The organism is Pseudomonas sp. SWRI81, assembly GCF_014268545.1.
GTDB classification, from domain to species: Bacteria; Pseudomonadota; Gammaproteobacteria; order Pseudomonadales; family Pseudomonadaceae; genus Aquipseudomonas; species Aquipseudomonas hamedanensis.
The window spans coordinates 218,158-238,165 of the sequence record NZ_JABWQS010000002.1; the positions used below are offsets into that span (position 1 = coordinate 218,158).

The 20,008-nt window shown below is 60.1% G+C and carries 17 protein-coding genes; 5 read left to right on the forward strand and 12 right to left on the reverse strand.

The annotated features are described in order from the left end of the window. Positions 1-27: 27 nt before the first annotated feature. Positions 28-1,614, reverse strand: a complete 1,587-nt coding sequence (gene ctaD, locus HU765_RS02480; protein WP_042609004.1) for a cytochrome c oxidase subunit I — start codon at positions 1,612-1,614, stop codon at positions 28-30. Positions 1,615-1,696: 82 nt separating this feature from the next. Beyond that, complete coding sequence (gene coxB, locus HU765_RS02485) at positions 1,697-2,824, reverse strand: cytochrome c oxidase subunit II (RefSeq protein WP_186618905.1); 1,128 nt, start codon at positions 2,822-2,824, stop codon at positions 1,697-1,699. Positions 2,825-3,194: 370 nt separating this feature from the next. On the opposite strand from coxB, the gene HU765_RS02490 reads away from it, so the two are divergent. Next, positions 3,195-3,845, forward strand: a complete 651-nt coding sequence (locus HU765_RS02490; RefSeq protein ID WP_186546300.1) for a hypothetical protein — start codon at positions 3,195-3,197, stop codon at positions 3,843-3,845. A 139-nt stretch (positions 3,846-3,984) separates the two neighbouring features. On the opposite strand, the gene HU765_RS02495 is transcribed toward HU765_RS02490, so the two are convergent. The 3 genes from HU765_RS02495 to HU765_RS02505 all read right to left on the reverse strand — a co-directional run bounded on the left by HU765_RS02495 (position 3,985) and on the right by HU765_RS02505 (position 7,626). Further along, the gene (locus tag HU765_RS02495) at positions 3,985-5,511 is read right to left on the reverse strand and encodes a SulP family inorganic anion transporter (RefSeq protein ID WP_186546301.1); all 1,527 of its coding nucleotides are present in this window, start codon (positions 5,509-5,511) and stop codon (positions 3,985-3,987) included. Positions 5,512-5,601: 90 nt separating this feature from the next. Next, a complete protein-coding gene (locus HU765_RS02500; RefSeq protein ID WP_186546302.1) occupies positions 5,602-6,330 on the reverse strand; it encodes a carbonic anhydrase in 729 nt (242 codons plus the stop codon). Positions 6,331-6,567: 237 nt separating this feature from the next. Continuing rightward, positions 6,568-7,626 (reverse strand): PA0069 family radical SAM protein, encoded by a 1,059-nt coding sequence (locus HU765_RS02505; RefSeq protein ID WP_186546303.1) that lies wholly within the window; start codon positions 7,624-7,626, stop codon positions 6,568-6,570. 229 nt (positions 7,627-7,855) lie between these two features. Between HU765_RS02505 and HU765_RS02510 the strand changes: the two genes are divergently transcribed. After that, complete coding sequence (locus tag HU765_RS02510) at positions 7,856-8,158, forward strand: hypothetical protein (protein WP_186546304.1); 303 nt, start codon at positions 7,856-7,858, stop codon at positions 8,156-8,158. 72 nt (positions 8,159-8,230) lie between these two features. Here HU765_RS02510 and HU765_RS02515 read toward each other — a convergent pair whose 3' ends face one another. The 3 genes from HU765_RS02515 to HU765_RS02525 are packed head-to-tail and all read right to left on the reverse strand — an operon-like array spanning position 8,231 to position 12,078. Next, positions 8,231-9,532: a cytochrome c gene (locus HU765_RS02515; protein WP_186618906.1), complete on the reverse strand. Its 1,302-nt coding sequence runs from the start codon at positions 9,530-9,532 to the stop codon at positions 8,231-8,233. A gap of 12 nt (positions 9,533-9,544) precedes the next feature. Continuing rightward, positions 9,545-11,329, reverse strand: coding sequence for a GMC family oxidoreductase (locus HU765_RS02520; protein ID WP_186546306.1), 1,785 nt, complete (start codon positions 11,327-11,329; stop codon positions 9,545-9,547). 2 nt (positions 11,330-11,331) lie between these two features. Next, on the reverse strand, positions 11,332-12,078 hold the full coding sequence (locus HU765_RS02525) for a gluconate 2-dehydrogenase subunit 3 family protein (RefSeq protein WP_186618907.1): 747 nt from the start codon (positions 12,076-12,078) through the stop codon (positions 11,332-11,334). A 281-nt stretch (positions 12,079-12,359) separates the two neighbouring features. Here HU765_RS02525 and HU765_RS02530 point away from each other — a divergent pair, with 281 nt between their 5' ends. Further along, on the forward strand, positions 12,360-13,007 hold the full coding sequence (locus HU765_RS02530; RefSeq protein WP_186618908.1) for a tyrosine-protein phosphatase: 648 nt from the start codon (positions 12,360-12,362) through the stop codon (positions 13,005-13,007). Here HU765_RS02530 and HU765_RS02535 read toward each other — a convergent pair whose 3' ends face one another. The 3 genes from HU765_RS02535 to prlC form a co-directional block, all read right to left on the reverse strand. Next, on the reverse strand, positions 13,008-15,035 hold the full coding sequence (locus tag HU765_RS02535) for a M3 family metallopeptidase (protein WP_186618909.1): 2,028 nt from the start codon (positions 15,033-15,035) through the stop codon (positions 13,008-13,010). A gap of 113 nt (positions 15,036-15,148) precedes the next feature. Continuing rightward, positions 15,149-15,439 carry a YheV family putative zinc ribbon protein gene (locus HU765_RS02540; protein ID WP_186546310.1) on the reverse strand — a complete coding sequence of 97 codons (291 nt, stop codon included), beginning with the start codon at positions 15,437-15,439 and terminating at the stop codon, positions 15,149-15,151. Continuing rightward, positions 15,436-17,487: an oligopeptidase A gene (prlC, locus tag HU765_RS02545; protein WP_346727508.1), complete on the reverse strand. Its 2,052-nt coding sequence runs from the start codon at positions 17,485-17,487 to the stop codon at positions 15,436-15,438. The genes HU765_RS02540 and prlC overlap by 4 nt, the downstream gene beginning before the upstream one ends. A gap of 89 nt (positions 17,488-17,576) precedes the next feature. On the opposite strand from prlC, the gene HU765_RS02550 reads away from it, so the two are divergent. Next, positions 17,577-18,122: a gamma carbonic anhydrase family protein gene (locus tag HU765_RS02550; RefSeq protein WP_186618911.1), complete on the forward strand. Its 546-nt coding sequence runs from the start codon at positions 17,577-17,579 to the stop codon at positions 18,120-18,122. Between the two features lie 28 nt (positions 18,123-18,150). Then, on the forward strand, positions 18,151-18,801 hold the full coding sequence (locus HU765_RS02555; protein ID WP_186618912.1) for an HAD family hydrolase: 651 nt from the start codon (positions 18,151-18,153) through the stop codon (positions 18,799-18,801). Positions 18,802-18,895: 94 nt separating this feature from the next. On the opposite strand, the gene HU765_RS02560 is transcribed toward HU765_RS02555, so the two are convergent. Then, positions 18,896-19,978, reverse strand: a complete 1,083-nt coding sequence (locus HU765_RS02560; RefSeq protein ID WP_186618913.1) for an aminopeptidase — start codon at positions 19,976-19,978, stop codon at positions 18,896-18,898. Between the last annotated feature and the right edge of the window lie 30 nt (positions 19,979-20,008).

Here is a 20,008-nt window from a genome sequence, read left to right on the forward strand (position 1 = left end):
AGCCCCCTCCCACAGAGGCCAGGCGTTTCATTTCACTTCCGGCGGCGTGGTGAAGGTGTGATACGGCGCCGGCGACGGCACGCTCCACTCCAGGCCTTCGGCGCCATCCCACGGCTTGGCCGGGGCCGGCTCGCCGCCGCGGATGGTCTTGATCACGATAAACAGGAAGAAAATCTGCGTGGCGCCGAACATGAACGCGCCGATCGACGAGACCATGTTGAAGTCGGCGAACTGCAGGTTGTAGTCCGGAATCCGCCGCGGCATCCCCGCAAGACCCACGAAGTGCATCGGGAAGAAGGTCAGGTTCATGCCGACGAACGACAGCCAGAAATGCAGTTTGCCGAGGGTTTCGTCGTACATGTGCCCGGTCCATTTCGGCAGCCAGTAGTACGCCGAGGCGAAAATTCCGAAGATCGCCCCCGGCACCAGCACGTAATGGAAGTGCGCGACGACGAAGTAGGTGTCCTGATACTGGAAATCCGCCGGGGCGATCGCCAGCATCAATCCGGAGAAGCCTCCGATGGAAAACAAGATGACGAACGCGACGGCAAACAGCATCGGCGTCTCGAAGGTCATCGAGCCTTGCCACATGGTGCTGGCCCAGTTGAACACTTTCACCCCGGTCGGCACCGCGATGAGCATGGTCGCGTACATGAAGAACAACTCGCCCACCAGCGGAATGCCGACCACAAACATGTGGTGCGCCCAGACGATGAACGACAGGAAGGCGATGCTCGCCGTGGCGTAGACCATCGAGGTGTAGCCGAACAGCGGCTTGCGCGCGAAGGTCGGGATGATCTGGCTCACCGCGCCGAACGCCGGCAGGATCATGATGTACACCTCGGGGTGGCCGAAGAACCAGAACACATGCTGGAACAGCACCGGATCACCACCGCCGGCCGCGCTGAAGAAACTGGTGCCGAAGTGAATGTCCATCAGCATCATCGTCACGCACCCGGCCAGCACCGGCATCACCGCGATCAGCAGGAATGCGGTGATCAGCCAGGTCCAGACGAACAGCGGCATTTTCATCAGGGTCATGCCGGGCGCGCGCAGGTTGAGGATGGTCGCGACCACGTTGATCGCGCCCATGATCGAACTGATGCCCATCAGGTGAATGGCAAAGATGAAAAACGTCACGCTCTCGGGTGCGTAAGTTGTCGACAGTGGTGCGTAGAAGGTCCAGCCGAAATTCGGCCCGCCACCCGGCGTGAACAGGGTCGACACCAGCAGCAGAAACGCCGCCGGCAGCAGCCAGAAACTGAAGTTGTTCATCCGCGGCAGGGCCATGTCCGGCGCGCCGACCATCAGCGGAATCATCCAGTTGGCGAGGCCGACGAACGCCGGCATGACCGCGCCGAAGACCATCACCAAGCCGTGCATGGTGGTCATCTGGTTGAAGAATTCCGGTTGCACGATCTGCAGGCCGGGCTGGAACAACTCGGCACGAATGACCATGGCGAACGAGCCGCCGAGCAGGAACATGCAGAACGCAAACCACAGGTACAGGGTGCCGATGTCCTTGTGGTTGGTGGTCAACACCCAGCGCATCAGGCCTTTGGCAGGGCCGTGGGCGTGGTCGGCGTGACCGTGGTCATCGATGACAGCACTCATGGCCGGTCTCCTTCAAATGAGTGGACGGGGTGGGCCGGGGCGTCTGGCCCCGACGGGTTCACGCAGTACGCAATTGACCGGCTCATTGGCTTTCCGCCTGTTTCAGCTCCAGCACTTGTTTTGGCGTGACCATGTCGCCCTTGTTGTTGCCCCAGGCGTTACGTTCGTACGTCACGACCGCGGCGATATCGACTTCCGACAATTGCTTGCCGAACGCCGCCATGGCGGTGCCGGGCTTGCCGTGGAAGACGATACTCAGGTGATCCTTGACCGGGCCGGTGGCGATTTTCGAGCCCTTGAGTGCCGGGAACATCGGCGGCAGGCCCTGGCCTTCGGCCTGGTGACAGGCCACGCAAGCGGTGTGATAGACCTTGTCGCCGCGCTCCTTGAGCTCGTCGAGGGTCCATTCCTTGCTGGTCAGCTCTTTGAGCTGCGCCGCCTCGGCCTTGCGCTCGGCGAGCCAGGCTTCGTAGTCGGCCTGCTCCTTGACCTCGACCACGATCGGCATGAAGCCATGGTCCTTGCCGCACAACTCGGCGCACTGGCCGCGGTAAAGACCGGGTTTGTCGATGCGCGTCCAGGCTTCGTTGACGAATCCGGGAATCGCATCGCGTTTGACTGCGAACGCCGGCACCCACCATGAGTGGATGACGTCTGCGGAGGTGACGAGGAAGCGCACCTTGGCGCCGATCGGCAGCACCAATGGCTTGTCGACTTCGAGCAGGTAATGCTCGCCCTTGGCTTCCTTGTTGTGAATCTGATCGGCGGGGGTGGCCAGGTTGCTGAAGAACTCGACGTCCTGACCCAGGTATTTGTAATGCCACTTCCACTGATAACCGGTGATCTGGATATCGATGTCCGCTTCGCTGGTGTCGTACATCTTGATCAGCGTGGCGGTGGCGGGAACGGCCATGGCCACCAGAATCAGCAGCGGCACCACGGTCCACATGATCTCGACGCCGGTGCTTTCGTGGAATTTTGCCGCGACCTGCCCGGTGGAACGGCGGTGCACCATCATCGACCAGAACATGGCGCCGAAGACGATGATCCCGATCACCACACAGATCCAGAAAATGGTCATGTGCAGGTCGAATACTGCGTGACTGATTTCAGTCGCTCCAGGCGCCATATTCACAGTCCAGGCCGCATTGGCCTGGCTGAAAATCGACCACAACAGGAGGCCCATCCAGACATGTGGATGTCGCATCATTGCGGGTTCCCCTTATCGTTCTTGTTATCCCGCCGGCGTATCGCCTGCGGCAAGGGAGCGGCTGCATCAGACTACGAACTTGAATCGCCGGGCCTTGCTGCAGGTGCAGTCGGGCGTCATCAGCTAACTCCATTCATTGGCGAGTATAGACAGCGACCGGGAATTGCAACCCGAAGACGTAAATGATCGGAAACAGCCGGGACTTGCATTCAAGGGCACGAATGGAGAAGGATGCAGACGAGTGGTGGCAAATGGATATAACGCAGGTGCATCAAGGATGAAATAATTATGACAAATGCGTCTTAGCGTTTTTCGTAAGCCAGCTAAGTTATGTCTTCCCTATTTCATTGCCTTGTTTCCTGGAGTTTTCATGAACACCGCCGCATTGCGCGAGCAGATCCAAAAAGCCCAACAGCACGAAAAAGACACCGGCCTGCTGACCCGTCAGCTGGAAAGCAAGCTGCCCCATCTACACCCGGCGATCCAGTTGCCGGAAGCCGACGCCCAAGGCGTGCTGACGCGATTTGTCGCCGCCTACATCGATGAAGTGCCAGACCTGCTGGACGCAGCCAATGAAGTGGCCAGGGAAGCGGGAATCGAATCGCAGATCAAACCGGTACTGAAAATCGCCGAGCAGTATTTTCTCCAGCCGCCGGCAATCATGGCCGGGCATGTCGGTCTGGACAGCCTGCTGGACGAAGCCTATCTGGCGCACCGGTTTGTCGAAGAGGTCAACGACCTGTACATCAAGCATTTCGGCCAGCCGCTGATCCCGCTGGACATGACGGTCGCCAACCTGATTGCTCACCAATTGATCGGTGAAGAATTTGCCAACCAGCTGGATGAAGTCGTGCATCACGCCTTCGACGAGATGCTCAACGACGAAAGTTTTGCTCTGGAATCGGTAGAAGCCTACCGCGAGAAACTCAGCAGCCCGGACACTGGCGCGGCGTGGAAGCGCTGGCCGTGCATGAGTCGCCGCTTGGGTGTGGGACTGGAGCTGGATCAGCCAGCCGCCTGACCCCCGGGACTTTGCGGGAAGCCAATGTGGGAGGGGGCTTGCTCCCGAAGGCGATGTCTCAGTCACTATCAATGTTGACTGAACCACCGCTTTCGGGAGCAAGCCCCCTCCCACAGGGTTTTGCGCGTAGCCAGAATTTCTAGCCGGCCGCACCAATCCCGGTATTGGTCCGCACTCTGCCCTCAAGCCTGCGCTTCAACCCGCGGGATTCGATCAACAGCTTCGAACCCTTCGCCGCATTCGCCCGGCCCCACTCTTCCAGCAACTCCAGACACGAATGGTCGATGTAGCTCAAGTTGTTGAGCGGCACATGCACCGTCGTGCCGTGTGGAATCGAGTTCAGCACCTGAGTCAGCGCTGGCACTTTAAGGAATGTCCCCGCGCCGACCAGACGCAATTCCATCTCGCCGTCCTGCGGCAGGTCGATCAGGCTGATCTTCAGGCGCGAGGCCTTGAACGCCAGCTTCACCAAGGTCAGGCCGAAACCGATCAGCACGCCGGTCAGCAGGTCGGTGAAGATGATCGCCAGCGCCGTGGCGGCGTAGGTGAACATCGGCATGCGTCCGTAACGACTCAGGCCGCGGAAGGCTTTCAGGTCGACCAGTTTGAACCCGGTATACACCAGCACACCCGCCAGGCTCGCCACCGGAATGCTTTGCAGCACGCTCGACAGCAACAGCACGAACGCCAGCAGCCACAGGCCATGGAAAATTGTCGAGTAACGCGTGGTCGCACCGGCCTGAACGTTGGCCGAGCTGCGCACGATCACCCCGGTCATCGGCAGCGCACCGACCAGGCCGCAGAGCATGTTGCCGACACCCTGGGCCGACAGTTCGCGGTCGAAATCCGAACGCACGCCGCTGTGCATACGGTCCACAGCCGCAGCCGATAACAGGGTTTCGGCGCTGGCGATAAACGCTACGGCAAACGCCGCGATCAGCAGCGTCGGGTCGGCGAGGCTGAGCAAATCGGCCGGCTTCAGCCAATCAATCGCTTCGGCCAGATTCGCCGGCACCTCGACGCGCTTGACCTGCAACGCCAGCATCAGACTGGCTCCCGTCGCCAGGCCTACACCCAGCAACGCGCCGGGAATGAAGCGCAGCTTATGCGGGCGGAATTTTTCCCACAGCCACATCACCGCAATCGTCGACAGACCGAGCAAACCGGCCTGCCAGCCAAATGACGGCAAGGCCTGCGCCACCGCGCCTGGGAACGCCGTGAGGTTATCCAGTCCGGAAGGCTTCGGCGAGGCGTCGAGCATCACATGGACTTGGGAAAGCACAATCAACACGCCGATCCCCGCCAGCATGCCGTAGACCACCGCTGGCGCCGTGACCCGGAACCAGCAGCCGAGCTTCAGGCGTCCGGCGACCAGTTGCAGGAAGCCGGCGAGCAGCAAAATCGGCCCGAGCATTTCGATACCGTGCTGGCGTACCAGCTCAAAGACCAACACCGCCAGCCCTGCCGCCGGCCCGCTGACCTGCAGCGGCGAGCCGGCCAGCCAGCCCACCACCAGACCGCCGATGATGCCGGTGATCAAACCCTTGGCCGGCGGCAGCCCCGAGGCAATGGCGATGCCCATGCACAGCGGCAGGGCGACCAGAAACACAACCACGGAAGCAAGCAGCTCCCGTGGCAACACAGCTTTCAATTGAGCCGCACGCATGGCGATTCTCCCGAAGTTTTCTTCAGGCGTGGGGATGCCGGGCCGCTGAGTCAGCGGCCGGCGTCATACCACACAGATTGTTGGGAAGATTTAGAAGCGCGCTTTGGGCGTCGCCACAGGAATCGGATGACTGCCGTCGAGTGGCAGGAAACGTCCCTGGTCCGCGTCGTAAGCTTTGATTTCGCTGGTTTCGATGTTGTAGACCCAGCCATGGATGAACAGATGACCGTTCGCCATGCGCGAGGCTACCGAAGGATGGGTACGCAAGTGCTGCAATTGGGCGATGACGTTTTCCTCGGTGAGGATCGGCATGCTTTCTTTTTCGTCGGCGCAGTGACAGTTGTCGTGCACCATGGTTTTCGCGACTTCGGCGTGGCGCAGCCAGGCTTTGACCGTGGGCATCTTTTCCAGGCTGTCCGGATTGAGTACCGCACGCATCGCGCCGCAATCGGAGTGGCCGCAGATGATGATGTGCTGCACGCCCAGCGCCAGGACCGCGTACTCGATGGCGGTGGAAACGCCGCCGTTCATCTGACCGTAAGGCGGTACGACGTTACCGACGTTGCGGGTCACGAACAGGTCGCCCGGCGAGCTCTGGGTGATCAGCTCGGGAACGATGCGCGAGTCGGCGCAGGTGATGAACATGGCCTTGGGTGCCTGGGCGGTGGCGAGCTTTTTGAAGAGTTCTTCCTGTTGCGGAAAAACTTCGTGGTGAAAACGCAAAAAGCCGTCAACGATCTGTCGCAGCGCTGCATCGGCGGATTCCGCTTCCGGGGTTTGCCCCGACGCAGCCAACGACTGTTTATCCTTGTCACTCATGATTCATCCTCTTGTGCGGATTCAGGGAGTCTTGCCCCGGTATTCCGGTATGAAGCCAGTGGCTGTTTAAACCATCCGGGTCATCCCGACCCGTCAGTCACTCGATGAACAAGGTAGCCGCCGAAACTTAACTGAAACTGAATCAAACGCTCTAGAACGTGTGTTCCAGGTCACAAAAAGCGTGACCGGGCGTTTCGACGGAAGGATTCCAACCCTTCGACCCTGCGTCAATTGTCGCTAAATCAACGACATCTGGCGACCCGGCGGACAAAAGGCTGTGCAATCGAGGTTATAGCCATCACGCTTGTTCAAGCCGAGCTTTTTTATTGCCTTGGCAAAGCGCTGGGCGAGCAGGTCGGCAAATGGCCCTTCACCGCGCATTCGTGCACCGAAACGGCTGTCGTAGAGCTCGCCGCCACGACTCTGGCGAATCAGACTCAGCACATGCGCGGCGCGTTGCGGATAGTGCGCCTGCAACCACTCTTCGAAAAGCGGCGCCACCTCCAGGGGTAGGCGCAACATCATGTAGGCGGCACTCTGCGCGCCCGCCGCGTGGGCCTCGGTCAGCAGGCTTTCGATCTCGCTGTCGTTGATCATCGGAATCATCGGCGAACACAGCACCCCGACGGGAATGCCCGCTTCGCGCATCACCCGGATTGCGCGCAAGCGCGCCTTGGGCGCAGCAGCGCGCGGTTCGAGGATGCGCTTGAGCTCGTCGTCCAGGGTGGTCAGGCTGATCATCACCGCCACCAGCCGTTGTTGCGCCAGTTCAGTCAGCAAGTCGAGATCGCGCAGAATCAGCGAGCCCTTGGTGACGATGGTCACCGGGTGGCGATAGCGCAGCAGCACCTCCAGGGTCTGGCGAGTGATTTTGTGCTCGCGCTCGATCGGCTGATAAGGATCGGTGTTGGAGCCGAGGTTGATCGGCGCGCATTGATAGCCTTTTTTGCCCAACTGCTCTTCCAGCACTTGGGCCGCGTTGGTTTTGGCGATCAGCTTCGTTTCGAAGTCGAGGCCTGGCGACATGTCCCAATAGGCATGGCTGGGTCGCGCGTAGCAATAGATGCAGCCGTGCTCGCAGCCGCGGTAGGGATTGATCGAGCGGTCGAAGGGCAGGTCTGGCGAGGTGTTGCGGGTGATGATCGATTTGGCCTTTTCGATGATCACCTCGGTGTTTTGCGTGTCCGGCACTTCCTGATACCAGCCATCGTCCTCGGCCACCGAACGGCTGGGGGCGAAGCGGTTGTGCGGGTTGGTCGCGGTGCCGCGACCACGAAGGGGCGGGGAGATTGACATCGCAGGCATCCTGTTGGCTGTATGTGCATACAGTATCCTGTGCTTCAAATGATAGCTACTGCCGTTGGGCGCTCAGGTCTATCCATAAAATTATTAACGCGAAAGTTGCCAACTATTCCAACTATTATCGCAATCCGAAGACACACCTTTTAAGTATCAGGCGTGCTGTTTATCCCGTTAGTATTCGCCGTGTTGCAACTCTTATAACTCTATTTAAAAGGAATTAATAATGTCCAGCTTCAACCAGCGTGGCATCTTTCTGCAAAAACTCGGCCCAACTCCGGTCGACCCAGACGAAGTACTGGTGTCGATACAATTCGCGCTGAAGCAAGCCGGCTGGGACGCGCGCAATGCGGTTCCGACCGAGTCCCTGCTGGATTCGCGAATTATTATTGCCGCCTCTTATGATGGAGGAAAAACTTTCGATGTGCGTAATGACAAGGATATCGATGGCGACGGTGATATTGATGCGGATGACAAGAACAAGTTGCTGGCATTGGCCAAGGCTTACGTCAATATCATGAATCCATGACATTGTTAAATGCTCAAAGTTGAAATTTGAAATGCATGAAAAACTGCCCGCCTTATATAGGCGGGCAGTTTTTTATTTGCTCTGGGTCACTTGACCAAGATCATCGTTGGACGTGCTGCTCATATCGCTGGCGCGTAAATGGCTGACTTCATCAGCGCTTACCGACGCTCCCTTGTTACCCCAGCTGCCCCGTATAAAACTCACCACATCCGCCACTTCCTGGTCCGACAGGCGCCAGGCGAAACCGGGCATGGTGAAGGTCGATGGCGCGGCGTGTGTCGCCGGCAAGGTTCCGCCCTTGAGCACAATGTGGATCAGCGAAGTCGGGTCTTCCGTTTGCAGCACCGGGTTGCCCGCCAACGCCGGGAACACCCGGGTGTAGCCATGGCCGTCGGTGCGGTGGCAGGCCGCGCAGTTGTCGATGTACACCGAGGCGCCGGGTTGGCTGTCATCCCCGTTCCACAAAGCGTTCGCCGCTTTCGCATCGTACTGATGCGGCTGATCCGCTGGATCACTGGCCGGCAGCGATTTGAGATAACGAGCAATCGCGGTCAGGTCGGCATCGGTCATGTACTGCATGCTGTGAGTGACCACATCGCTCATGCCGCCGAACACCGCGCTGCGGTCACTGCGTCCGGTTTTGAGAAACTGCACCAGTTGCTCCTCGCTCCAGCTGCCGAGGCCATCCTTGTGATCACCGCGCAGGCTTTTGGCGATCCAGCCTTCGAGCGGCGCACTGCCGGCGAGGAATTCGCTGCCGTCCGCCGCACTCAGGGATTTTTCCTGCATGGTCAGTGCGCGCGGGGTATGGCAGGCGCCGCAATGGCCGAGGCCTTCGACCAGATAAGCGCCGCGATTGATCACCGCATCGTCACTTGTCGCCTTGTAGTCCTCGACCTTTGGCGCAAACAGCCAGCGCCAGCCCATCAGCGGCCAGCGCATGCTCAGCGGCCACGGAATGTCGCTGGCCTTGTTGTCCTGCGCCACCGGTTCGACGCCGCGCATGAAATACGCATACAGCGCTTTCATGTCGCTTTCGCTGACACGGGCATAGGACGGATACGGCATCGCCGGGTACAACGTACTACCGTTTTTGGCGACACCATGGCGCACCGCCTGGTCAAAATCCTCGAAGCTGTAATCACCCACCCCGGTTTTATCCGGAGTGATGTTGGTTGAGTAAATCGTGCCGATCGGCGTTTCCATCGGCAGCCCGCCGGCGAACGGTTTGCCGCCCTTGGCCGTATGGCAGGCCACGCAGTCACCAGCGCGGGCCAGGTATTCGCCTTGTTTGATCAGATTTTGATCAGCTTCAGCTGCAAGAACGGAGGCGCTGCCGAGCAGGACCAGGGTCGCGATAACGAAGTTTTTCATGGTCATCGCTCCTTAAGCCTGAACCAGCGGGCCGGGGTTTTTCAGGTACTGCTCGCGGATGGCTTTCGCCGACCAGTAGGTCAATGCCGCGACCAGACCGGTCGGGTTGTAACCCAGCCCCTGCGGGAACGCCGATGCCCCCGGAACGAACACGTTGTGCACGTCCCAGCTCTGCAGATAGCGGTTCAGCGCGCTGGTCTTCGGATCGGTGCCCATGATCGCGCCACCGTTGAGGTGGGTGGTCTGGTACGACGCGGTGTTGAAATGGTCGCCGACTTTCTTGCCAATCACCGCGATGGCTTTCGGGCCCATGGCCTCGGCGATCTTGCCCATTTTTTCGACCATGAAGCGGTTCATCTTGATGTCGTTTTCCTGCCAGTCAAACGTCATCCGCAGCAACGGAAGGCCGTAGGCATCGCGGTACACCGGATCGAGATCGAGGTAGTTGCCACGGTAAGACTGATGCGCGCCGTGGGCGTCCATCGACACCTGATGGGTGTAGTAATCGGCAGTCGCACGTTTCCACGCGCTACCCCAGGCCGGAGTGCCTGGCGGGTTCGACGTACCGGCGATCGGTCGGCTGCCGGCCTGGTTGACCCACATCGGTGAGCCGCCGACGAAGCCGTGCGGGCCGTGGTCGAAGTTGTCCGCGTTGAAGTCGTCCACCGCCACGCCGTTACCGCCGGCGCCGATGAAGTTGTTGGTGTGGGTGTCCTTGTCGAAGAACGCCTTGATGGTCGCCATGTTCTGGTAGGCGAAGTTGCGCCCGACCACGCCTTCGCCGCTGATCGGGTCGTACGGTTTGCCAATGCCGGAGAGCAGCATCAGGCGCACGTTGTGCAACTGGAACGCGCCGAGGATGACCAGATCCGCCGGCTGCTCGATTTCGCGGCCCTGACCGTCGATGTAAGTCACGCCGGTCGCTTTGGTTTTGCTGCTGTCGAGGTTGACCCGCAGCACATGGGAGTTGGGCCGCAGTTCGAAATTCGGCAGGGGCTTGAGCGCCGGCAGAATGTTCACGTTCGGCGAGGCCTTCGAATACATGTAGCAGACGTAGCCGCTGCAGAAACCGCAGAAGTTGCACGGACCCATCTGCGCGCCGTAGGGATTGGTGTACGGCCCGGAAGTATTGGCCGAAGGCAGGTTGTAAGGTTTGTAACCGACTTCTGTAGCCGCTTTGCCGAACAGCTGTGCCGATACCGTGTTCTTCTGTGCTTCAAGCGGGAACGGGTTGGAACGATCCGCCGCATAAGGATTGCCGCCCTTGCCCTGACCGACCAATTGGCCTTTCACGGTCCAGGCCTGGCCGGAGGTGCCGAAGACTTTTTCGGCGAAGTCGAAGAACGGCTCCAGCTCTTCATAGCTGACGCCGAAGTCCTGGATGGTCATGTCCTTGGGGATAAAGCTTTTGCCGTAGCGTTCTTCGTAATGGCTGCGCATGCGCAACTCGATCGGATCGACGCGAAAGTGCACGCCCGACCAGTGCAATCCGGCACCGCCGACGCCGTTGCCCGGCAGGAACGCGCCCAACTGACGGTTCGGCAGGGCGATGTCGTTGACGCTGTGGCGGATGGTGACGGTCTCTTTGGAGATGTCCTGAAAGAGTTTTTTCCTCACGCTGTAGGTGAGTTCGTCGATCACCTGCGGATAGTTACCGTCGGGGTAGGTGTCCTGCATCGGCCCGCGCTCCAGCGCCAGCACATTGAGACCCGCTTCGGTCAATTCCTTGGCCATGATCGCGCCGGTCCAGCCGAAACCGACGATGACTGCATCAACCTTCTTCATTACCGTTGCCATCCTTACGCCCTCTCGCCGCGAATCGACACTGCCGGGAAGGGGTATGGCTCGTTGCGTTCCACCCAATCCATGAAATCGGCGCGAGCGCCGGGGAAACCGATCAGGGTCCAGCCGACCATGCCTTTATTGCCACCGTGGATCGGGTCGCAGAAGAAGCCTTCCTTGGTATTTTGCAGCAGCAGATTGAAGAAAACCTTCGCCGGAACGGCGTCAAACTGTGGTTTGCCGGCTTCGAGTTGCTTGAGCAATTCGTTTCGGGTAGCGCTGTCTTGCTCGGCAAATGTTTTACCGTTGAGGGCTTTTGCCCACTGGTCCGTGGCGGCGATACCCAGGCGATAGATGTCCTTGGGGACCAATTTGCTCTGCCAGCCCATTTCCGGCGCGGCGTCGGCGTTGAACGGGCCTTGCATGTACCAGAGGGCGCCAGCGGCGTACGGCGTGTTCATCTGACGATCGATGTATTCCGGCACGCCGGCTTCGAGCGCACCCGGGCCTTGGGCATCGTTGGGGATCAGTTGCGCGACGGCGGCGTTGATGAACGCCCATTCTTCGGCGGTGAAGTAGCTCGGCTGGTAAACCTGCGCATCGGCGGAGGCAGGTTGTGGCGCGGCAGCCGCTGGCGCGCTTTGCGGGGCGGCTTGCAGCACGCTGCTGCCCAGGCCGGTGCTGGCCAGGGTAACCACCGGGATCAGGGTCAGGGATTTGCGTAAAAACTCACGCCGCGGGTTGTCTTTATCTTGATCAGACATGGAAGGGCACCTCATCAGGCAAAAAAGTCAGCCGCTTCTGCGAGCAGCTCGAGGGATTTCGCGTTGCGATGACGGAAGTCTGGCCCGGGAGAAGGCGACACGTCTGCAACATCATGTGACAAATGGTAGCAGGCTAAGCATCAAGAAAAACCGCTTGCGCGGAAAAAAGCCCGCGAACGCAACGGTTCACGATTCTTTGACGGCCTGCTCACGACGCCTTGACCGCCAAACACCGAAGCTGCAATTCCTTCAACGAACATTGCCGAAACGGTCAGCCCAGCATGTCCCAAGTGCGCTTTTTCCCTGTGTTGTGTTTCTCCCTGATTGCCCTGTTGCATGGCATCGCCGCCCGGGCTGCCGACGCGATGCAGTCTCGCCCGGCCGAATGGGCGCAGCCAGTCGAGGCGCAGTTCAACCTGTTCCGCCTGTCACCGACGCTGTATCGCAGCGCCTTGCCCAGCGCTGGCGCGGTGCCGCTACTGAAAAATCTGCACGTCGTCACGGTGATCAATTTCCTGCCCGAAGCGGACAGCGCCTGGCTGTCGGATCCTGGCATCAAGCAGGTGCAGTTGCCGTATCGCACCAATCATGTCGATGACAGCGATGTGCTCAAGGTCTTGCGCGCGATTCAATCCGCCGAAGCCGACGGCCCGGTGCTGATGCATTGCAAGCACGGTTCTGATCGCACCGGTCTGATGGCGGCGATGTACCGCTTGGTGGTGCAGGGCTGGACCAAAGAGCAGGCGCTCAAGGAGATGACCGAGGGCGGCTTTGGCGACAGCCAGCACTTTCGCGACAGTGTGCGCTACGTGATGCAGGTTGATGTCGACCGGTTGCGTGAAGCCTGGGTCAATGGCGAATGCAGCACCAGTGCATTCGCCATCTGCGAAATGAAGAGCTGGTTCGACTCGGCTCATGTCCAGCGCTGATCAGTTCGGCAGCCCGGCAAACAGTGCGTGGCTGATGGGTTGGCCAAGGAAGGTTTCCAGCGCAGCGGACAGTGACTGCGTATCGCCCGAGAGCAGCGTCTCGCGCAGATCCCGGCCCGTTTGCGGGTTGAACACGCCCTCGCGCTCGAAGCGTTTGAAGGCTTCGCTGGCCATCACCCCTGACCATTTATAGGCGTACACCGAGGCTTCGTACCCGGTTGCCAGATAATCGAAGCTGTTGGCAAACCGACAGTAATCCGGTATCGGCAAGTGGGTGAACTCGCGCTGCACGTCGTCGAATACTTGCGCAATGCTGCGTCCGTCGCCCTGACTGCGGTGCAACTCGAAATCGTATAGCGCACTCATCAATAACATGGCGGTTTCCCGGCTGCGTTGCGCGTCAAGGGCGGTCAACGCGGTGGCTATCCGGGTTTCGGACAGGCGCTCGGCGGTTTTGTGATGAATGGCCAGCCAGCGCAGAAACTCTGCCGAGTGCGCCCATTGTTCAAACAACTGCCCGATGAATTCGGCAGCGTCGCGGCTCAGTTGCGAAATACCCGAGAGGTTGTAATGCGGCGAACGGGTAAGGACGTGGTGCAGGCAATGCCCGAACTCGTGCAGCAATACGCGCAGGTCGTGGTGCGACAGCAGGTTTTCATGGCCGGCGGCTGCGGCGATAAAGTTGCTCTGAAGCGAGGCAATCGGCAGCGCTGGCCGGCCTTCGGCATTGATTCGCCGGTTGCGCAACACGCCCGTCCAGGCATAGTCATTGCCGGCTGCGCGGCGGAACAGGTCGACATAGACGTAGCCAATCGGTTGGCCATGTTCGCTGACTTCGAACAGGCGGACGGTATCGTCGAAGCGCTCGCCCTGGGTGTCTTCGCTGATTTTGATCCCGAGCAGATGCTCGCTGAATCGGCAAAGGCTGCGCAACGTGGTGTCCAGCGCAAAATATTCGCGCAAGTCATCCAGCGTGCCGTCCACGCGTTGACGACGAAACTGCTCAGCCAGAAAATCCTGATCCCAGGCTTCGACCTGCTCGATGCCCTGCTCCCGAGCGAAAGCCTGCAGCTCCTCGGTTTCAACCGCCAGAGAGGCGGCATTGAGCGCTATTTGTCTGCGCAGAAAAGCGCTGACCTGAGAGGTGTCAGTGGCCATACGATCATGCAGGCGCAACTGCGCGAAATTATCGAAGCCCAGTGTTCGGGCTTTTTCGTGACGCAAGGCCAGCAGCACCATCAACACTGGCTCGTTGTCGAGGTGTTCGGCATCAGGCCCCTGATCCGAAGCACGTGTGCAATTTGCCTTGTAGCATTCCTCGCGCAGCGCGCGATTCTGCGCCTGAGTCATGATCTGCTGATAGGTGTTCTGCTCCAGTGTCAGTCGCCAGCCGGGAAGTCCTGCCTGTTTTGCATTGGCCGCCAGATGCGCCTGCATGACGGGCGTCAGCCCTGCCAGGAGGGAGACGTCGACAATGTGCTTGCTCCAGGCGCCACTGGCGGCGTTGAGATTGCTCATGAACAGCTTCTGCATGAGGTCGATCTCGGTGTTCAATTGCGCGAGTTTTTCCCGCTGAGCGTCCGGCAGTCCGGTTCCCGCCATTTGGAATTCACGCAGGATCTTCGCCAGCGAGGCTTTGCGTGACGCGCTGAAGCTGGCCGCAATCGAACTGTTTGCCAGCCGTTGGCAGGTCTGGAGCAATGCCGGATTAGTGCTTTTCGCAGCGATGAACTGTTCTGCGATAACGCTGCTCAGGGCGCTCTGCTGTAACCAGTCGGGATCGTCGGAACGGATCACTGTCAGGAATTCGATGACCGCCTGGGTTTCGTGCAGGCGCGCGTCGGCTTCATCGATGGCGATGACCACATCGTCCCAGTTGGGATGCTCCACCTGAGTGGCGATGACGTTTTTGATGATCCGTTGGTTGTCGGCAACGATCGTTTCGATCGCGGGCACCAGGTGCTCGGCGCGCACCGCCGACCAGGGTGGCAGCGTCCAGTGTTGTAGCAGCGGATTGGTATCAGGCATGGCGTCTTCCATGAAGTATGGCTGGATTGACCAGCCTAATCAGGAAGCGCAGGGGCGAGGTGGTAGATAGTTACCACCCCCCATCCGACAATCGGCAGGGGGGCGGTGCCGACTCACTGAGGCTCGTCGGGCTTTTTCTTCAGTTTCGGGTTCGGAAAGAACTGCACCGCCTGAACCTTTTTGTCCGGCGCAGGCTTCAAGGCGCTGGTGTTGACCCGCGTGCCCAGCTCTTTGGGCACCGACAGACCTTGTTCGTTGAGCGTGTCGGAATAACCGCAGGCCACGCACTCGCGGTGCGGCACGCCATCCTCGTTCCACATCATCAACTTGTCCGGCTCGCTGCACGCCGGGCAGACCGCCCCAGCGATAAAGCGTTTCTTGGTGATTACAGGCCCTTCGCTCATGCTGCCGCATCCTCGCTCAGGCCACTGTGGCGCAACAGCGCGTCGATCGACGGCTCACGGCCACGGAAGTCGACGAACAGCACCATTGGCGCCTGCGAGCCGCCGCGGGCCAGAATCGCTTCGCGGAAGGCGCGACCGGTGTCCGCGTTGAGTACGCCGTCCTCTTCGAATTTCGAGAAGGCATCGGCGGACAGTACTTCTGCCCACTTGTAGCTGTAGTAACCCGCCGCATAGCCGCCAGCGAAGATGTGCGCGAAGCTATTGGGGAAGCGGTTGTAAGCCGGCGGTCGCATTACCGAGACCTCGTCGCGCACGCCTTCGAGCACCTGCGCCACGCTGCGGCCATCGCCGTGAGTGGCGTGCAGTTCGAAGTCGAACAGCGAGAACTCCAACTGGCGCACCATCATCAGGCCGGACTGGAAGTTTTTCGCCGCGAGCATTTTTTCCAGCAGGTCCTGAGGCAGCGGTTCGCCGGTTTCATAGTGACCGGAAATCAGCGCCAGGCCTTCCGGCTCCCAGCACCAGTTTTCCATGAACTGGCTCGGCAGCTCGACCGCGTCCCAGGCCACGCCATTGATACCCGATACGCCGGCATGATCAACGCGGGTCAGCAGGTGATGCAGGCCATGGCCGAACTCGTGGAACAGCGTGGTGACTTCATCGTGGGTCAACAGCGCCGGTTTGCCGCTGTCCGCCGGGGTGAAGTTGCAGACCAGATTGGCTACCGGGCTTTGCAGCACGCCGTCAACAGTCCGGCGACGGTCGCGGGCGCCGTCCATCCACGCGCCGCCACGCTTGTTGGCGCGGGCGTAGAGGTCGAAGAAGAAGCGGCCGACGTGCTGGCCGTTTTCCTTGATCTCGAACAGGCGCACGTCCGGGTGCCAAGTGTCGAAGCCTTTGAGTTCGGCGATTTCAATGCCGTACAGACGCTGGACGATGGCAAACAGACCGCCCAGCACCTTATCGATCGGGAAGTAGGCGCGCAGGGTTTCCTGGGCAACGCTGTAGCGTTGTTCACGCAGCTTCTCGCCATAGAAACCGCTGTCCCAGCTTTGCAGATCGCTGCAGCCCTGTTCGGCGGCATAGGCGCGCAGCTGTTGCAGGTCCTGTTCGGCGAACGGTTTGCTGCGCTGGGCCAGATCGCGCAGGAAACTCAGTACCTGGTCGCTGGACTCAGCCATTTTGGTGGCCAGGCTCAGCTCGGCGAAGCTGGCGAAACCCAGCAGGCCGGCCAATTCCTGACGCAGGTCGAGGATCTCTTCCATCACCGGACCGTTGTCATTCTGACCGGCGTTCGGGCCTTGATCCGAGGCGCGGGTGCAATAGGCAGCGTAGACTTCCTCACGCAGCGCACGGTCTTGCGCGTAAGTCATCACGGCGTAGTAACTAGGGAATTCGAGGGTGATCAGCCAGCCGGCGAGGCCCTTGGCCTGAGCGGCAGCGGCCATTTGCGCCTTGGCCGAATCGGTCAGGCCGGCGAGGGCTGCTTCGTCAGTGACGTGCTTGGTCCACGCCTGGGTGGCGTCGAGCAACTGGTTGGAGAAGCGGCTGCCCAGCTCGGAGAGTTTGCTCTGCACTTCGGCGTAGCGCTTCTGTTGCGCTTCCGGCAGATCAATACCCGACAGGCGGAAATCGCGCAGGGCATGTTCCAGAATGGTTTTTTGCGCCACGTCGAAGCCGGCCGCTTCCGGGCTGTTGGCCAGGGCTTCATAGGCCTGGAACAGCTCGCGATTCTGGCCCATTTCGGTGGAATAAGCACTCAGGGCCGGCAGGCACGACTCATAGGCTTCACGCAGTTCGGCGCTGTTGCACACGGCGTTAAGATGGCTGACCGGGCTCCACGCTGCACCGAGGCGGTCGTTGAGTTCGTCCATCGCCAGCACCAGACCCGCCCAGGTCGGGTTCTGGCCCTGGGTCTTGAGGATGTCGGCGATCGCAGCGCGGTTGTCGGCCAGAATGGTTTCGATGGCCGGCAGGACATGTTCGGCACGGATCGTGGAGAACGGTGGCAGGTCGTAGGACTGCAGCAGAGGGTTGTTCACGCTCACGGTTGGCACCTTGGCTGGAAGAAACATGCGCCCATCTTAATTACAATCGACACTCACCGCAGCTATCGGCGACAGAGAGAGAACTAATCGTGTCCCTTCGCAAATACCAGAATCACACCCCGCAGTTGAGCAAAGGCGCGTTTGTCGACGGCTCCGCGGTGGTGATCGGCGACGTCGAAATCGGCGAAGACAGCTCCGTCTGGCCATTGACGGTGATCCGCGGCGACATGCACCGGATCCGTATCGGCGCGCGCACCAGCGTCCAGGATGGCTGTGTGTTGCACATCACCCATGCCGGCCCGTTCAACCCGGACGGCTTCCCTTTATTGATCGGCGATGACGTGACGATTGCCCACAAAGTCATGCTGCACGGCTGCACAGTCGGTAGCCGCGTGCTGATCGGCATGGGCAGCATCGTCATGGATGGTGCGGTGGTTGAGGACGACGTGATCATTGGCGCCGGCAGCCTGGTGCCGCCGGGCAAACGCCTGCAAAGCGGGTTCCTCTACGTGGGTAGCCCGGTGAAACAGGTGCGGCCCTTGAGCGAAAAGGAAAACGCCTTCTTCACCTACAGCGCGGCGAACTATGTGAAGCTCAAGGACCTGCATCTGGCCGAAGGCTACGACACACTCTGAATCGATTCGCCACTGCCCAGGAATTTCCATGCATCATCAAACCGTACTGTTCGATCTCGATGGAACCCTGACTGACCCGCGTGAGGGCATCACCCGTTCCATCCAGTTTGCCCTCGCCAGGCTCGGCATCGATGAACCCGACCTGAGCAAACTGGAACATTTCATCGGCCCGCCGCTGCTGCAAGCGTTCATGCAGTTCTACGATTTCGACGAGGCCAAGGCCTGGGACGCGGTGAATTTCTATCGTGAGCGCTTCAGAGTCACCGGTCTCTACGAGAACCGCGTGTTCGACGGGGTGACGCCGCTACTGGAAACGCTCAGCGGCCAGGGACGCCAGTTGTACATCGCGACGTCCAAGCCGTGGGTGTTTGCCCGTGAGATCGCGCGGCATTTTGATTTCGCCCGGCATTTCAAAATGATTTACGGCAGCGAACTGGATGGCACGCGGACCGACAAGGTCGAGCTGATTGCACACTTGCTCGCCGAAGAAGGGCTGGATCCGACGCAGACCCTGATGATTGGCGATCGTAAACACGACCTGATCGGGGCGCGCAGCAATGGCCTGGAGGCGGTGGCGGTGGGCTATGGGTTTGGTAGTTTCGAGGAGTTGACGGCCGAGGCGCCGGCTTATCACTTCCAGACGCTGGAGGAGTTGCATCAGGCGTTTTTGCAGCGCTGATAAGATGGCTATCGCGAGCAGGCTCACTCCTACAGTTGGAATGCATTTCCCTTGTAGGAGTGAGCCTGCTCGCGATGAGGTCCTCACAACCACCTCAGCTATCTGGATCTGCCAGTCCTTTCAAAGCCGCCTTGCGCTCACCAACCGGCAACTTCCCCAACCGCTCAACCTCGGCATAAAACCTCAACCAATCCCCACCCACCTGCCTGAACAACGCGGCAAACGCCGGCACCCACTGGTCGTACAGCCCGAACGGCAACAACCGTGCGTTATTCAGCGGCGCATTGACCCAGGCGTCATAGCGCTTGTCCCCGGCCCATTGGCTGTCCCTCATGGCCCGATAATCGCGGCGCAAGCGTTCGAACTCCGCGGCTTTGCGCTCGCGCATCTGCTCGGCCGCCAATGGCTGCGCGTACAGCTTCTCCAGCCGTGAACGCGTGTCGAGTATCAGCCCGATGAACTGATCGCGCTGCTTGAGCCTGGCATCCGACTCTGCTGGCAGCCCGCGAAAGGCGCGCCATTGCCGCGTGCCTTCCTGCTCGACAAACGTGGCAAAGGACTCGTTGAACTCGGTGTCGTCCTGCACATAGAAACGCTGATGCGCCAGCTCATGAAAGATCAGCGTGGCGAGACGCTCATCGCCCCAGCCCATCATCGAATTGAGAATCGGGTCGTTGAACCAGCCCAGCGTCGAGTAGGCCTCGACGCCGCCAATCGCCACGTCCATACCTTGCAGGCGCTGGATTGCCGCTTCGCCCCGCGCGGCGCTCTGGTTGTAATAGCCGCGATAGGCAACGCAGCCGGCAATCGGGAAGCAGTGGTTTTGCGGGGTCAGGGAAAACTCGGCTGTGGCGAACACGTTCCACACCACGAACGGGCGGCCAATGTCGGCATACAGGCGATAGCTCTGATTGTCGGGCAGGTGCAGGTGTTCGCTGGCGAAGGCGCGCGCCTTTTGCGACTGGGCCAGGTGGGCGCGCAGAGTTGCGTCACGGCTTGGGTCGGCGATGACCTTTTCCACAGGTTCGCGCGCGCGCAGCAATTGCAGTTGTCCACTGGCCAACTGGCCGTAATAGCTGACGCTGGCGCAACCGTTGAGCAACAAAAACAACACACCCGGAAACAAAAACGCAAAAACGCGATCAAGTAACCCAAGGCTTGAAAACGGCCTGATCACAATAAGAAATCCCCCGGAGAGTCTGCCCGC